Genomic DNA, 15765 nt, shown 5'->3' on the forward strand with positions numbered 1-15765 from the left:
TAGGAATTTAAAATGGCAAAAAAGAAACAGAAAAAACAAATTAAACCTGATTTAAACCCAATTAAAAATCAGGAATTGCAAACGGATTTAGCCGAAATTACTGCAACGGGGCGGGTGCTTTCCGACCACCCAAGCAATTTTATTACCCCGGCAAAGATGAAGGCGATTTTTGAAGATGCGGAGAACGGCGATATTACCGCTCAGCACGAGTTGTTTATGGATATTGAAGAACGGGACAGTGCGATTTTTGCAAATATCCAAACCCGTAAGCGTGCCGCATTGGGCGTGGATTGGGCGATTGTTGCCCCTCGCAATGCTACACCGCAGGAAGAAAAACTGCGTGATGAGGTCGATGAGCTGTTTTATCAGCTCGGCAACCTTGAAGATTTGGTGATGGACTGTATGGATGCAGTCGGTCACGGTTTTGCTGCATTGGAAATTGAATGGGCGTTTAACGGCAAGTTGTGGTATCCGAACGCCTTTATCCACCGTCCGCAATCGTGGTTTAAGTGGGATAAGGTAGATAATCTGTTGCTGAAAACCCGACAAAATACCGAAGGTGAGCCATTACGAGAATTTGGCTGGGTGGTGCATACGCATAAATCACGCTCCACACAGGCGGCACGCAATAATTTATTCCGCTCGCTGGCGTGGCTGTATATGTTTAAGCATTATAGCATTCACGACTTTGCCGAGTTTTTAGAACTGTACGGTATGCCGATTCGCATCGGTAAATATGGGGCAGGGGCAACCAAAGGCGAAAAAGACACGTTAAAACGTGCGTTAGCGGAAATCGGACACAACGCCGCCGGAATTATGCCGGAGTCGATGAGTATTGAGTTGCATAACGCCGCAAACGCAGGCGGTGCAGCCGGCAATAATCCGTTTTTGCAAATGGTGGATTGGTGCGAGAAATCTATCGCCCGCTTGATTTTGGGGCAAACTTTGACGAGTGGTGCAGATAATAAGATATCTACTAATGCACTCGGCAATGTGCATAACGAAGTGCGGCGTGATTTGTTGGTGTCTGATGTTAAGCAGTTAGGTCAGACCTTTACCCAGCAAATTATTCTGCCGTTTTTGCAGATTAACTTTGCCGGGGTTGATCCAAACCGTATCCCGAGCTTTGAGTTTGACACCAAAGAGCCGGCAGACTTGGCGTTATTTGCTGATAGCTTGCCAAAATTGGTGGATATTGGAATGCCGATTCCGGTGCAGTGGGCGATGGATAAACTCGGCATCCCTGAAGCCCAAGAAAATGAAGCGGTGCTAGGGCGTGTCGCTCCTCTGCCAACAGCGGGGCAAGCGGTGGGATTATCAGCACATTTTGTTAAATCTCCCCCTAACCCCTTCTTTGTCAAAGATGGGGAACAGATTACTGGCTGTTCTTGTGGTTGTGGGGGTAAGGTTAACGCCTTGTCGGCTCAACCCCAAACCGGTATTAAAGAGCAAGATGCGTTAGATAACTTAGCTGATGAAGCTTTTACTGTGCCGGATTTTAACAAGCAGTTCGACCCCATCACGAAAAAGGCTGTGGCGGTGGTAATGGCGTGTAGCTCTTATGATGAGGCAGCAGAAAAATTGGCAGAAGCCTATCCTGACTTAGTGAGTGAAGAGCATAACCGCTATTTAGCCAATGCGTTATTTTTAGCGGATTTATTGGGGGCTGCGAATGCCGACAGCTAATTTTGCGATTGGGTTAGAACCTAAGCAGGCGATTGAGTTTTTACGCCAGAAAAAACTCCTTGCCGGCAAAGTGTTTAAGCAAGAGCTGTTTGACTCTGCATTGGGGCGAGCCACTACGATTAGCAGACTTTCCAGCCTTGAAATGACCAAAGATATTTATGAGTCGATGGAAAAAGCACGGCGTGAGGGGAAATCCTTTAATGAGTGGAAGAAAACGCTTACGGCTGAATTTGAGCGAAAAGGCTGGGTGTATGGACACGACAAAGCGATTAGTCGTGGTATTGACGGCAAATTGCTTGCCGACCCGAAAACCGGTGAGCATTTTGGTACGCCTCGCCGCTTGAATACGATTTATCGTACTAATATGCAACAGGCTTATTCTGCGGCTCGTTATCAGCGGTATATGGAGAATGTGGATAATCGCCCTTATTGGCAGTATTCGGCGGTAGGCGACCAACGCACCCGCCCTGCTCATCAAGCGTTAAACGGTAAAATTTATCGTTATGATGATCCGTTTTGGGCGACCTTTTACCCGCCAAACGGTTTTAATTGCCGTTGTACCGTGATTGCGTTAAGTGATCGGGATTTAAAACGCAAAGGGATTGACGAAGTCGGCAGTAGCGAGGCGTTTTTAGTTAAGGCAAAACGCCCAAAAGATAAGTTAGGCAACCAAGAAGAGACCATTGGTTTTAAATTGGCTGATGGTACGGTGCGATTGGCTGATAAAGGTTTTGATTATAATGTGGGGCGTTTAACCTATAAGCCGAATTTGGATTTATACCCTGAAAAGCTGGCTTACCAATTTGCCAAAGCAGAAATGAACGGTGGTGAATTTAAGCAGGTGTTTAACAAGTTAGAAGAGGCTGTGGCACTTGCCAAAGATGGGGCGAAAAAACTCTCGCCTGATGAGATGGTTAAAGTGCGAAATTCCCTTAATCAAAACTTTAAATTTGCTGCTGGTCGGTTAAGTGAGGAAACTCAGCAGAAGATTGGCAGTAAAGCCGGCACGGTATGGCTTTCGGATGACACACTGATTAAGCAGTTTAATAGCCGTGAGGGGCAGGATTTTGGGCTTGATGTGTATGCAAATATTCCCGATGTAATTTTTCAGCCTAATCATATTTTGCAAGAAGGCAAAAATTTCAGCTTTATACGAAACTTTGAGCATTATCGTATTCTTGTTGTGGTGAAATACTTAGAAGAGTTTGGTGAATTATTTCTGGTATCAACAAGGGAGATTGGACAAAAAGAATTGGATAAGCTGCTGTTGAAAAATACGGTTATTAGGTAAGGCTCCCGGTCACTTACACACGCTCTCGGTCATTTGAGCAGGACTTGCCATCTCAAATAGGCTGCGGCAGGGAGATTATCACCGCTTTTCTAATAACCGTAAAAGGAATATACCCCTGTTTACTTTAAAAATCAACTTACAAGGTTAAAAATGGTTGAAATCCAAATCCACGGCATTGATGAAATTATTGCCACGCTTAACCGTATTGCTGCTAAAACGGCAAATAAAACCGACTTGATGAGGAATATTGCCGGCACGATGGAATCGGCAGTGCTGACGAATTTTGATGAGGGTGGTCGCCCGAAATGGCTGGGTATAAAACATCGGCAAGGCACGCCGCTAGTTGATACGGAAAATTTAATGGGCAGTATTACTAGCGATTATGACAATGATTCGGCGATTGTTGGCACGAATGAGCCTTATGCAGCCATTCATCAATTTGGTGGTATGGCTGGGCGTGGGCGTAAAGTAAAAATTGAAGCCCGCCCGTTTTTGCAATTGACCTCGCAAGACAGGCAAGATATTTTAGACGATGTGCAAGCCTACTGGCAAAAACTGCTGGATTAAGCGATAAGATAATCGCCACAGATAGCCCCTAAATCACTCTCTGTGGCGTTTTTGTTTTATGTGGTACGATTTATCATTCCAGCTTTTTTAAAATTTTTTAAAACGGATTTAAAGCGTTTTAAAATGGGTTACATTTCTTGCTTAATACAAGCGGTCACTTTTTTCTGAAAATTTGCAACTTGTGGAAGTTGCTCCCCGTTACTCTTTCCTCTCAATCCCCTATTCTCTAACCTCAATATTGTATCTGAGGTGTTTTGTGTTTACGCAGAAATTCAAACTAAACCCGATTGCGTGTAGTTTCCAGCTTAACGAGGAAGCGAATGGTCATATCCAGCTTTTTCCTTATGGTTGGTTTTACCCGCAAGACGGGCGTGAGGGAGGTTGGTATGTAGATGATTCAAACGGTTATCAGCTTGCTGATGACATCAATAATTTGACAATCCGACTAATGATTGATTATGAGCATCAAACCCTTTATGTGGCAACCAATGGCAAGGGCAACCCTGCTGCCGGTTGGATGGTGAAAGCAGAATATATTTCAGGGCAAGGCATTTTTGTACAGGTGAAGTGGACGGAAAAAGCCACCGCTGAAATTAAAAATGGCGAATACCGTTACCTTTCTCCGCTGTTTTTAGCAGACAAGTCGGGGCGTGTAATTAAGGTATTAAATGCCGCCTTAACCAATCGCCCAGCTTTGCACAATTTAGCCGAGGTGGTAGCAACCTCAAGCCAATTTGCCCATTACCTAGAACCTAGCGAGGAAAAATCTCCAATGAAAGAACTGTTAATTAAATTATTTGCACTCTCGGCAAATGCGACCGATGAGCAAATTACCGAAAAATTGACCGCACTTGAGAAAGCCAAAGGCGATAGCCCGGTGGCGTTAAGTGATGTTTATACCGAGCTGGCAAAAGAGAAAAGCCAAGTGGTTGCACTCTCTGCCAAAGTGAATCACCCTGACCCGGCGAAGTTTGTGGCGTTAAGCGACTTGCAAGCGGTGCAAACTGAGCTGAATGGCTTAAAACAGCAAATGAACGATAAAGAGCGTGATGCGTTAATTCAAACGGCTCTCTCTGACGGTCGATTATTGCCGGCTCAAAAAGAGTGGGCGGAAAAGCTTGGTAAGCAAGACTTAGTAGCGTTATCCGACTTTTTGAAAACCGTTACCCCTAACCCTGCGTTAAACGGTATGCAGTCGGGCGGTGAAGAGCCGAATGGTGAAAATCAAGTAGTCGCTTTGTCCGACGAAGAAATCGAAATGGCTCGTTTATCAGGAATGACGGTGGAAGCCTTTGCGAAAGGAAAACAAGAATTAAAGAAAGGAGTTAAATAATGGCTTTAATTAAAGATGAAAAAATCAAAGCGTTAGATACGGCGATTAAACTCAACTTCAATGAGGGTTTAAAGACACCTGTTGATACGACTCACGAAGAATTTACGATGGAAATTACATCTGATAGTGCCTCTAACACTTATGAGTGGATGAGCGAAATGCCGATTGCTCAAGAATGGAAAGGAGCTCGTAAATTAAAAGACGTATCTATGCGAACCTATGAAGTAGATAACAAGGATTGGGAAACCAGTATTGAAGTTACCGAAAATGATGTAATGGATAATAAGTTAGCTGGAAAAATGATCTCGGCTAAAAACTTAGGTAAACGAATTCAAGAAGTAAAACCTCGTCAATCATATTTAGCACTTAAAAAAGGTCATGAAACCTTATGTTATGACGGACAGAACTTTTTTGATACGGATCATCCAATCTACGAAAAAGAAGATGGAACAGGTGCATCTACTCCATATTCAAACATTGATGAAGGTACAGGTCCAGCTTGGTTTTTGCTTTGTGCTTCTGACCCGATTATTAAACCTATTGTTTGGCAGAAACGTACTGAACCACGCTTTATGACGAATGGTTCTGAAAATTCAGAGGCCTTCTTTATGGAGAAAAAAATCCGTTATGGTGCAGACCGCCGTGGTGCATCAGGTTATGGCTATTGGCAAATGGCTCACCGCTCTCAAAAAGATCTAACAGAAGAAAATTTTGACGAAGTGTATGACAAGATGTGTAGCCAAAAAGGCGATGGTGGTATTGAGTTAGGTCTTGTGCCTAATTTGCTGGTTGTGCCACCTAAACTGCGTAAAAAAGCCTTGAAAATTGCAGAAGCAATGCAAAATGAAGGCTCAACTAACGTAAATCGTGGCATTGTTAAAGTCATTGTATCTCCTTATTTAGCCTAATGATGTGGGGGATTATCCCCCACTAAGGAAAACTATGTCTCGTAATAAAAAACAAACACAAGCGGTCGATACTGAGCAAAAAACTGCAACGCCACCTGCTGGAAATACCCCACCGCAGGGCGATGGTGTGCCACCTCCACCACAGGAGGGAACGGCAACAGATGACACTGCGGACAAAGCAGAAAATCTAACAGATGGCACAAAATCAGAAAGCGATGAAACGCTGAAAGATGATACGAAAGAACCTAATGGCAAAGATGAAGGAGGCTTAATTGACCCTATCGCCTTTGAAATCAAGCTGAAATCTATCCACCCACAGGCAACGTATGGGCGTTGTGGTTATCGTTTCAGCAAAAAAACGGCGGTAGAAATTGCTCGTGCTGATTTAACTGATGAGCAGATTATCACATTAGCTAACGACCCTTATTTGGAGTTTGTACCTGTTGTTGAGGGCGATGCGTAATGTATGCGTTGGTTAATGATTTCGTTTTGCGAATTGGCGAACAGGAATCCATTGAGCTAACCGACCGTGAAATGGTAGGCGTGGTTGATGAAGCGACTCTTGAAGTAGCTTTAGCGGACTCTTCCAGCCAAATTGATGGCTATTTAAGTGGGCGTTACCGTCTGCCATTAAAGACTGTACCGCAAAATTTAAAGCGTATTTGCTGTGATTTGGCTCGTTATCATTTAACCAGCAAATCATTAGTAACGATGACCGAAGAGGTGGAAAACCGCTACAAACTTTGCTTAAAAGAGCTGGAAAACATCTCTAAGGGCGTAGTGTCGTTAGCGGTTGATGAAACCAATGAGGAAGAATCGGCTACTGGCGAAAATACAGTGCAGTTTTTTAACGGGGGCAACCGTATTTGGGGGCGTGATAAGCGATGATTAGCAAAATTGAGCGTGCTTTGATTGAGCGTTTAACGCTGGGCTTAGGCAAAATGGTGTATGCCGTTGCTGGTTATGCCGGGGAAATTAACGATGAGAAGTTAGATGTTCTCCGTTTGCCTGCTTGTCTTGTCTCTTATGGTGGCTCGGCGTTCGAGGCGAAATCAATGGGAGTAAGAGGTAAACGCTATCAAGCCACTGATGTGTTTGTGGTGTTGGTTATTACTCGCTCAATGCGAAATCAGACTGCTGGGCGTTTAGGTGGCGTAACAAGCCGAGAGGTGGGGGTAAATCAGCTATTGGGGGCAGTTAAGACCTTATTGATTAACCAGACTTTAGACGGTTTAGTCCACCCTATCCAGCCTAAGCGAATCCGTACTATTTGGAATAATGCGGAAGTGAAGAAAGAGAAACTCTCTGCTTATGCTATTGAGTTTGAAATCAGCTACAACGAGTGCAATGTGCTTGATGATGGTAGATTCCCTGAAGGGTTTGAGCCGAATGAGCAAGTCTTTAAGCAGTATCAAGGCAAGCTAGATGAACCGCAAGGCGATTTATCGGGCTTTAATAATCGGATTTTTGACCCGAATAACAATGCAGCCACCGCAGTTACGGTGGTAAGCGAGGAAAAATGAAAAATAAACTCACTATTGATGACATTAAAAGTGTGATTGTTAATGAGCAATATGTTGTTAATGGCACATTAACAATTTGCGTATTAACACTCAAAAATGGTTATAAAGTCACTGGCGAAAGTGCCTGTTTAGATGTAGCCAACTTTGATGTAGAGATTGGCGAAAGTGTCGCTCATGCCAAGGCAGTCTCAAAAATCTGGGAGCTTGAAGGGTATTTGTTGGCACAAAAACGCTATGAGGAGGTAAAAAATGCTAAAGGTTAAAGCCGCTAAAGGGGTGCGTGTGCCGGTAGAAAACCGACCGCATCACTATATTGAACAAGAGGCAGTAGAGGTTGAAAACACCCTTTACTATCAACGCCGCATTGCGGATGGCGATTTGATTGTCGTCAAAGAAACCAAATCCGCTAAAGAAACAGGGGGCAAATAATGTCAAAAATTGAATTTGAGAAAATCCCGAACAGTATTCGCAAACCAAGTGTGCTGACCGAATACAACAACAAAGATGCAGTAACCACCTTGCCGACCAATGAGCAAGAGGTGCTAATTGTTGCACCAATGCTAAACGGTGAGGCTGCTTTTACTGCTCCGCAAAAGATTTTTAGCGATGTGGAGGCGGAAAATTTATTTGGTAAAGGCTCGGTAGCTCATTTAATGGTTCGCCAAGCAATCCAAAATAATCCGCTAATCCGTTTAACGGTGGTGGGCTTAAAAGACCACGAGGCAGGTATTGCAGCAACAGGGCAAGTTAGTTTTACAGGCACAGTAACTTATGCCGGTGTGGTGCGTATTACGATTGCCGGCACAGCTTACGAAGTTGCAGCCGCAAAAGGCGAAGAAGCACAGGCGATTGTGGCTCGTTTAGTTAATGTGATTAATGCAGCGAGTTATAGCCCTGTGGTGGCAAGTGTGGAAAGTGAAACGACACTTAAACTGACCTCAAAAGCAAAAGGCGAAATCGGCAATGAAATTAGCATTGCAACCAAAAATACGGCAACAGGTTTAACCCTTGAGGCTCGTGCGTTTGAAAATGGTCAGCGTAATGCCCTAATTGCTCCGGCGTTGGCAAGCGTTGCCGGCACGCATTATAACGTGATTATTTCGCCGTTTTCAGATGATGAAAATGCCTTGGCGTTGCGTAGCCATTTGGAATCGGTTTCGGCCCCGATTGAAGATAAACCGGCTATTGGTGTAATGGGCTGGCGTGGCACTTATGCCACCGGCACAACCTTAACTGCAAGCCTTAACAGTGAGCGTATTATTGTCGGTTGGTACAAAGGTGCGACTGAATCAAATGCAATGATTGCAGCAGGGCTTGGTGCGGTAATTGCGGGCGAAGAAGATCCTGCTCGCCCATTGAATACCCTTGAAATTAAAGGCTTAACAGTGGTGGATGATTCGCAAAAGCCGTTATTTAGCGAAGTAAACCAAGCGTTATATCACGGTTTAAGCCCGATTGAGGTAGTGGCAAGCCGTGTGCAGATTACCCGTGCGATTACCACTTACACCAAAAATGTCACCAACACGGACGACCCAAGCTATTTGGATTTAACCACTATTCGCACACTTGACTATGTGCGCAAGGCAATCCAAACCCGTCAGCGTTTGCGTTTCCCTCGTGCGAAAAACTCGCACCGTATTGTGGCAAAAGTACGTTCGGAAATTTTAGATGTGCTGTATCAGCTTGAGGGCGAAGAGGTAATCGAAAATGTGGAAGCGTGGAAAGCTCGCTTATTGGTGGTGCGTAATGCTCAAGACCCAACTTACTTGGATTTAGAAATCCCTGCGGATGTGGTTAATGGCTTACACGTTATTCGTAACAAAATTACGTTAATTTTATAGGGGGTGCTAGATGTCAATTGTTTATGAAGGCTCGTGCGTTCTTGAAGTGGATGGTCAAGAGGCGGAAATTACCAAACTTGATGTTAAAACGCTTACGGGTCGTAAGTTGGTAAAAACAATGAACTCTCAAGGTCGTTCAAAGGGCTACACGAAAGGCATTAAAGAATACTCAATCACAATCACTGCTGTTGTGCCAGAGGAGGGAGAAGAAATTGATTGGGAAAATATGTTAAATGCCAAATTAACAAAATACCCATTAGGTAATGAAGGAAAGAGAACTTCTTATTTAGGCTGTTTCTCGACGGAAGTTGGAGAATCTTATACTGTCGATAACGAAACAGTACGAGATATCCAGTTGCACGCATTGCGTAAGGTGGAAGAGTAATGAAAGTTACCCTACTTGGTTTTGAACATAACGGCGTAATCTACCGTGATTGCACTGTACGATTGCTGACAATGGGCGGTCAATGTACCGCTCAAGAAATGATAGCTGATTTAGGGCTTGAGGAAAACTCGGAAGCTTTATCAAAGCGTGAGCAAACGTTGGTCGATATGGCTTATCTTTCTCAGCAAGTGAGCTTTGATGGCTTGGATAAAGAGACCGTTACCCCTCAATTTTTATTTGATAACCTTGCCGCTGATGACTACTGGACTTTGATTGAGGCAACGTTGGAACTGCGAAAAAAGCGGTTAGAAAATGGGGCGAACCAAAGCGAGAGCGAAAGCCCGGTAAATCCCGATTTGGCGTAGCGGAAGCCTTTAAGCAGTACCGACAAGCGGTGATTTTACTCTCAAAATTTGCAATCACAGCCGAGCAAGTGTGGCAAATGCCACTGTTGGAAGTGTTTGCCTGGATTGAGAGCTACTTGGAGAGTGAGGGCGTAAAAACACCGCATAGCCCAATGGGTACGAATAGCGAAGTGAAACACGAAAGCTATGTCTTTACTCGGCGTGGCAAAATTGAATAGGGGCGAAAGCCCCTTTTTTGTACTTTAAAATCATTTTAATGAGACTTTAAAAATGGCAAAAGAATTAAATGCAAAACTGATTTTAACTGCGGTGGATAATGCCTCGAAAGTGGTTAAAGATACTGCCAAAAATGCAGAAAAAGCCTTTAAGGATACCGAGCGAGCGGCACAGCAAAGTGGCAATGCACAAGCCCAATCAGCACAGAAAGCGGCTAATGCAGCGGAAACCTCAAATAAAAAGATTGAACAGAGTTATCGTAATGCCCGTAAAGTGGCTGCGGATGTAGCCAAAGCCCGTGAAACATTGGGCGTTAGAGCTGAAAATGCGATCCAACGTGAAATTGAGCAGACTCGTGCGGCGTATGATCGCTTAAAACGCTCCGGTGTTGCCTCGCAAAACGAACTCCGCCGAGCCTCAGAAGCCACTAAGCAACGAGTGCGAGAACTGAATGCAGAGCTGGGAAAAAGCAGTTTTGGGGATAAGGCTAAAGGCTTTGGGCGTGGGTTGATGAGTGCAGGAGTTGGCATTGCAGCAGGTGTAGCAATGGCTCGTCAGCCTGCCAAAAACCAGATGGAATTTGACCGACAGTTAGCAATGGCATCAAACACCGCTTTTTCCGACCGTGATGTCAAAGGACGTATTGAGGGCAAAAGAGAGTTATTAGCAGCGGTGCAAGAGGCAGTTAAGGTTGGGGGTGGCACAAAAGAGGATGCGTTAGTTACGCTTGATACGCTCATTGCCTCCGGTACAGTCAAAGCCGAAACTGCAATGAGCCTATTGCCAACCTTGCAGAAAGGAGCGGTAGCAACAGGAGCAAGCTCGGAGGATATGGCAAAAATTGCGATCTCCTCTATGCAACAGTTTGGCATCAAAGAAGAAGATATTGGTCGTGCCTTAGATATGGCAGTTGCAGCAGGGCAAGCAGGTAACTTTGAGCTTGCAGATATGGCTCGCTGGTTGCCACAACAGATGGCTGCCGGTAAATCTATTGGCTTGCGTGGACTTGAGGGACTAGAAGCCTTATTAGTCGCTAACCAGCAAGCTAGAGTAACAGCAGGAACCAGTGATGAGGCTGGTAATAATCTTGTAAACCTATTGGCTAAAATTACCTCAAAAGAAACCACCGACCGTCTCGAAAAAATTAAATATAAAGGCAGTGATGGCAAGGTTAAATCCATTGATTATCTTAAATCAATGGAGCATTACAAAGGCAAGGGGCAAGACTCATTACAGGCATTTATGTCTGTTATGGAGGATACTGTCGTTAATAACGACGAGTATAAAATGCTCCAAAAGCGGATAAAAAATGCTAAAGGCGAAGAGGCTAAGAAGCTATTAGAACAAATGACCGATTTGATTGAGGCTACCGCAGTAGGGCAAGTTGTATCAGACCGTCAAGCGTTAATGGCATTAGTCGCTATCCGAAATAATAAAGAGTTAGGTGATAGTGTGCGTGCTGATGTACAAGGCAGCGATGGGGCGGTTGAACAATCTCACGCCGTTATTCGTGATACTAATTCGCACAAGGTAGAGGCATTAAAGAATGCAACTGAATTTGCCCAAATGGATAATTTTGACAAAGTAAACGGTGTGTTAGGTACTTTAGCGGAGCTCTTAACTAGCTATGCTAACCAATACCCTAATTTAATCCAGTTTGTTAGCGGAGCAACAGATGCCGTTAAAATCTTTGGGGCTGCTCTTGCTGCATCAAGTGTGCTTGATTTATTAACCGGTAAAAAAGACAAGGGCGGACTAATTGGTGATGTTTTGGATAAATCATCAAAAGCTAGTGGAGGTAAAGGTAAGGTAGGTAAATTGCTTTCGGTTGGTGGCTCTTTTGCTAGTGTTGCAGGCGTTGCCACAATGCTACACGGCGACCAAGCCCCGATGAGTGAGGAGCGAAAAGCAGAGTTAAGAGATCCTAATTATCAAGCTCGTAAAATGTACGAGTACAAAAAAGAGATTTTAGGTAGCCGTTTTCATTCTTTTTTTCGCAGAAATGAAACCCTTGAGCAGTATCGGAAAGATATTAAGTCTTATGAGGCTAAACAAGCATCTGCGGTCTATTTACCTAGTGTAGCAAGTACTGTGGCACATAATGTTGCGAATTTTAAGCCTACATTACCACAGATTGCTCCACATCCTGCAGTACCTAATATTGCGACAGGTGCAATGCAAGGAGTGCTTAGTGCAATCCCAAATTTACAGCAAGCAGTATCACAGGAGTTACGCCCTAAAGTTGATTCGGTTACTCAAACCCTATCCACCTATCAAGCCGACTTTCAGGCATTTGGGGCAACGATTTCAGCCGGGATTGAGGCAGGGCTTGCCTCGCAATCTCATACGATTGCAAATCAAATCACCGTGGAGTTGGACGGTTCGGTGGTAGCTGAAAAAGTGGCTGAATATCAGTTTAATTTTAACAAAAGGATGGCGTAATGAGCGGTTGGACAATGCCTATTCAGCAGGCAAGTTTTAAAGGTGTACGTTTTGATGTGCTTGCGGTGGACGATAGCTTTGAGCGAGCGGTAGTTGAACACGCCTACCCTTTTGTGAATGGGGCTGATTTAGAGGATATGGGGCTCAATAAACAAACAGTACGGCTACAAGCGGTATTGTTTGGCGAGGGTTATTATGCCGACTATAAAGCCTTTTTAGCGATGGTGCAAAAACGGGGGGAAGGTGTATTAGTCCACCCTGTGCGTGGTCGTATGCCAAATATGATGTTACTTTCGGCAAACCTCCGCCACGATGCGGAGAATGTGAATTATGTCTCACTCGACCTTAATTTTGCTGAAGCCTCCGAAATGCAGCCTATTTTTGTGTTTGAGAACAGTTTGCTCTCTCGTATTGATAAATTTTTACTGCAAATTGAAAATTTAGTGGAAAAAGTGACCGCTTGGTGGGCGAAAAATATGGAAATGGTGGTGGCTGCGCATAATGTTAAAAAGCGGTTGCTCTCTCAATGGGCAGCTATTTTTTATATGGGAGAGCAGCTATTTAGCTTATTGGATTTTGACAATAGTCTCTATGATTTGCCGTTAGGGGTGACTAAAGCCTCATTTTTACCGCAAAGCAGTGAGGCAATCCGTCTGTTTTTTAAGGCATTTATGCGGGCAGCAGATAAATACAATTTTGGTACGGTATTAAGTGTTAAATCGGCATTTAATGATTTAATACGAGAGTTTGACGAGGTCGCAAAAATCCCACGTTTACTCGAAACCAAGCAAACACAGCGGATTAGCTCGGCAGCTCAATTTTTTAAGCAGCGTGAACGACAAAATCAAGGTTATTTTACTACTCAATTTAAACACGCTGATTTACAAGCCTTAAACTGTGCATTGCAGTTAATGCGTTCTGCTGTGCTGGCAAAAAGTGCGGTGCAGATTATTGAGGCTCAAGCTGAAGAGCTGACTCCGACAGAAATTGAATATGTGACCACACAAGCGAGATTAGCGTTACTCAATAGCTTAAATTTGGTGCGTGCGATGCAACAAGCCTCTCAAAATAATGTTGCCGTCAATGAGCCGAATAACGGACTTTATACCGCTATGCACGAGTTAAGCGAGGCATTGAGAGACAGTAGCCACGAAGTAATGCAGATTGCTTTGTCTGCAATTAATCAAAAACCACCTTTAATTGTTAAGGAGGTGGCTTTTGATGGCACATTACCGCAAGTTGCTCATCAATTTTACGCCGATTACAGCCGGGCTAACGAGCTATTACGCCTTAATCCACAAATCCGTAAACCTAATTTTATTGAGCGTGGCACATTGTTAAATTGTTATTCGGAGTAGGCAATGTTTGAAAATGAAATCGTAGTGGAAATTGACGGCTCACAGCATAAAAACTGGAAAAGTTATGATATTGACAGTGATTTTTTAATCCCTGCCGATAGCTTTAATTTTGAGTTGGGGAAATCCAGCAACTTAGAGGTATTACCCAATTATTCGGGTAAAACGGCGGTAGTTAAAATTAATGGCGAAACGGTTTTAACCGGTATTGTGGATACCACACATCACGCTATTAGCAAAAGCGGGCGGGGCTTTAGCCTTAATGGACGTGATAAAGCCTCTATTTTGGTAGATTGCTCTGCTCCGATTACCAATGTGCAAGGGTTGTCGTTGCTTGATGCGGTTAAAAAAATTGTGAATCCACTCGGCATAAAAGAGGTGCAACTTAAAGCCGAGAAAAACCCGACTTTAAGCAAGGTGGATATTGATGTGGGCGAATCAGCGTGGGAGGCGATTATGCGGTGTGCCAACTCCGCCGGTTTGCATTGTTGGTTTGACCCTAAAGGCGTGTTGATTGTGGGCGGTGCAGATTATGCTCAACCGCCTGTTGCCACGCTGTATTGTGTTAAAGAGTCAGGCGATACCCGCAAAAATAACTTTGTGGACGCCACGCTTTCTTATGATGTATCGCAAAGTTATTCAGAGGTGACTTTTTTAGCTCAAAAGCACGGTAAAGACTCAGATAATGCCAAGCACGATTTTAAGTGGGTTTACAAAAATGAGGAGATGGAGCTTTATAAGCCGAAAACCATTGTGCTGGGCGATGTGGAGAACCTTGAAGCCTTGATGAAACAGGCGAAAAAGCAGGTGTCAGATTGGCAGTTGGAGTCGTTTAGCCTCACAATTATTGTACCCGACCATAAAACCCAAGACGGCACACTGTGGCAAGCAGGGCAACGTGTTCACGTTGTGTGCGAGGAGTATGATTTAGACGGTATTTTCTTTCTAATGGGGCGGCGTTTTAGGCTTTCTCGCACGGGAGGCACAACTACCGAGCTACGGTTAAAACTAGATGGTGTGTGGACACCGGACGCTTATCAAGCCAAAGCCGAAGAGGCTCGCAAACGGAAAGGTAAGAAAGGCGATAAAGCCTCGAAAGCCAAAACGAAAAAAGGTAAAAAAGGACGTAAGAAAAAAGAGCCGGTGGAGTATGTAGGCTCTTGGGAGTTGGGGCAATAAGTATGATGCGAAAACTGGCAAAACAGACAAAAGAGGTGGCAAAAGGTGTGCAAGATAGCGTGCGTGCTGCTTTTAGGGGGGTATTAAATTTAGTTAAAAGTGGGAGCGATATTCAGCAGGTACAAGTTTCCGGTTTGGCTGATGAGACTATCCAAGACTTAGAGTTAATGCAGCACTTTGGCTTTACCTCTGTGCCACCTGCCGGCACACAAGCGGTAGTGATTCCGTTAGGCGGTAAAACTACGCACGGCATTATTGTGGCAACTGAAAATGGCTCATTTCGGGTTAAAAATCTAAAAAATGGCGAGACTGCCATTTATGATTCGAGCGGCTCAACCATTATTTTAAAAAATGGACGAGTAATTGATATTGAGTGCGATAGCTTTAACGTTAAGTGCAAGCAGTATAGTGTAACAGCAAGCAGTGGAGCGAATTTTAAAACCCCAAAACTAGAGACCGACCAGCAGTTTGTTTCGCAAGGACAAATTAGTGGCAATGGTGGTATGGCTGTGCAAGGTGGAAAAGGAGCAAGCTTTAGTGGTGACGTAAACCAAACTAACGGTAGCTTTAAAACGGGTGGAGATGTAACTGCCGGTACAGTATCCCTTAAAAACCATACTCATCAAGGTGATGGACGAGGCAGACCCAATGCTTAATTTCAAGCGGTTATTTTT

18 protein-coding genes are annotated in these 15765 nt (G+C 44.1%); all 18 read left to right on the forward strand.

The window, feature by feature from the left end:
* Positions 1-12: 12 nt before the first annotated feature.
* The 18 genes from EL242_RS01310 (at position 13) to EL242_RS01395 (ending at position 15747) form a co-directional block, all read left to right on the forward strand.
* Positions 13-1686, forward strand: coding sequence for a DUF935 domain-containing protein (locus EL242_RS01310; RefSeq protein ID WP_126301207.1), 1674 nt, complete (start codon positions 13-15; stop codon positions 1684-1686).
* On the forward strand, positions 1673-2977 hold the full coding sequence (locus tag EL242_RS01315) for a phage minor head protein (protein ID WP_126301208.1): 1305 nt from the start codon (positions 1673-1675) through the stop codon (positions 2975-2977). Before EL242_RS01310 ends, EL242_RS01315 begins: the two co-directional genes overlap by 14 nt.
* Positions 2978-3127: 150 nt before the next feature.
* A complete protein-coding gene (locus tag EL242_RS01320) occupies positions 3128-3544 on the forward strand; it encodes a phage virion morphogenesis protein (protein ID WP_126301209.1) in 417 nt (138 codons plus the stop codon).
* A gap of 256 nt (positions 3545-3800) precedes the next feature.
* Positions 3801-4877, forward strand: coding sequence for a phage protease (locus tag EL242_RS01325; RefSeq protein ID WP_126301210.1), 1077 nt, complete (start codon positions 3801-3803; stop codon positions 4875-4877).
* On the forward strand, positions 4877-5785 hold the full coding sequence (locus EL242_RS01330) for a Mu-like prophage major head subunit gpT family protein (RefSeq protein ID WP_126301211.1): 909 nt from the start codon (positions 4877-4879) through the stop codon (positions 5783-5785). The genes EL242_RS01325 and EL242_RS01330 overlap by 1 nt, the downstream gene beginning before the upstream one ends.
* 127 nt (positions 5786-5912) lie before the next feature.
* Entirely contained in the window at positions 5913-6248 is a 336-nt protein-coding gene (locus EL242_RS01335) for a hypothetical protein (protein ID WP_232019703.1), read from the forward strand.
* Entirely contained in the window at positions 6248-6673 is a 426-nt protein-coding gene (locus tag EL242_RS01340; RefSeq protein WP_126301212.1) for a gp436 family protein, read from the forward strand. The genes EL242_RS01335 and EL242_RS01340 overlap by 1 nt, the downstream gene beginning before the upstream one ends.
* Entirely contained in the window at positions 6670-7308 is a 639-nt protein-coding gene (locus EL242_RS01345; RefSeq protein ID WP_126301213.1) for a DUF1834 family protein, read from the forward strand. Before EL242_RS01340 ends, EL242_RS01345 begins: the two co-directional genes overlap by 4 nt.
* Entirely contained in the window at positions 7305-7571 is a 267-nt protein-coding gene (locus tag EL242_RS01350) for a Gp49 family protein (RefSeq protein WP_006251292.1), read from the forward strand. Before EL242_RS01345 ends, EL242_RS01350 begins: the two co-directional genes overlap by 4 nt.
* Positions 7558-7737 carry a DUF2635 domain-containing protein gene (locus EL242_RS01355; protein ID WP_006248661.1) on the forward strand — a complete coding sequence of 60 codons (180 nt, stop codon included), beginning with the start codon at positions 7558-7560 and terminating at the stop codon, positions 7735-7737. The genes EL242_RS01350 and EL242_RS01355 overlap by 14 nt, the downstream gene beginning before the upstream one ends.
* Positions 7737-9149, forward strand: a complete 1413-nt coding sequence (locus tag EL242_RS01360) for a phage tail sheath subtilisin-like domain-containing protein (RefSeq protein WP_126301214.1) — start codon at positions 7737-7739, stop codon at positions 9147-9149. The genes EL242_RS01355 and EL242_RS01360 overlap by 1 nt, the downstream gene beginning before the upstream one ends.
* 10 nt (positions 9150-9159) lie before the next feature.
* The gene (locus EL242_RS01365; protein ID WP_126301215.1) at positions 9160-9534 is read left to right on the forward strand and encodes a phage tail protein; all 375 of its coding nucleotides are present in this window, start codon (positions 9160-9162) and stop codon (positions 9532-9534) included.
* A complete protein-coding gene (locus tag EL242_RS01370) occupies positions 9534-9899 on the forward strand; it encodes a hypothetical protein (RefSeq protein WP_126301216.1) in 366 nt (121 codons plus the stop codon). The genes EL242_RS01365 and EL242_RS01370 overlap by 1 nt, the downstream gene beginning before the upstream one ends.
* Positions 9900-9928: 29 nt before the next feature.
* Positions 9929-10117, forward strand: a complete 189-nt coding sequence (locus tag EL242_RS01375) for a hypothetical protein (protein ID WP_126301217.1) — start codon at positions 9929-9931, stop codon at positions 10115-10117.
* 52 nt (positions 10118-10169) lie between these two features.
* Positions 10170-12557: a phage tail tape measure protein gene (locus EL242_RS01380; protein WP_126301218.1), complete on the forward strand. Its 2388-nt coding sequence runs from the start codon at positions 10170-10172 to the stop codon at positions 12555-12557.
* Positions 12557-13915 carry a DNA circularization protein gene (locus EL242_RS01385; RefSeq protein ID WP_126301219.1) on the forward strand — a complete coding sequence of 453 codons (1359 nt, stop codon included), beginning with the start codon at positions 12557-12559 and terminating at the stop codon, positions 13913-13915. Before EL242_RS01380 ends, EL242_RS01385 begins: the two co-directional genes overlap by 1 nt.
* Before the next feature lie 3 nt (positions 13916-13918).
* The gene (locus tag EL242_RS01390) at positions 13919-15091 is read left to right on the forward strand and encodes a phage baseplate assembly protein (protein WP_126301220.1); all 1173 of its coding nucleotides are present in this window, start codon (positions 13919-13921) and stop codon (positions 15089-15091) included.
* Between the two features lie 2 nt (positions 15092-15093).
* The gene (locus tag EL242_RS01395; RefSeq protein WP_126301221.1) at positions 15094-15747 is read left to right on the forward strand and encodes a phage baseplate assembly protein V; all 654 of its coding nucleotides are present in this window, start codon (positions 15094-15096) and stop codon (positions 15745-15747) included.
* Positions 15748-15765: the final 18 nt, after the last annotated feature.

Source organism: Mannheimia haemolytica, from assembly GCA_900638155.1.
GTDB classification, from domain to species: domain Bacteria; phylum Pseudomonadota; class Gammaproteobacteria; order Enterobacterales; family Pasteurellaceae; genus Mannheimia; species Mannheimia glucosida.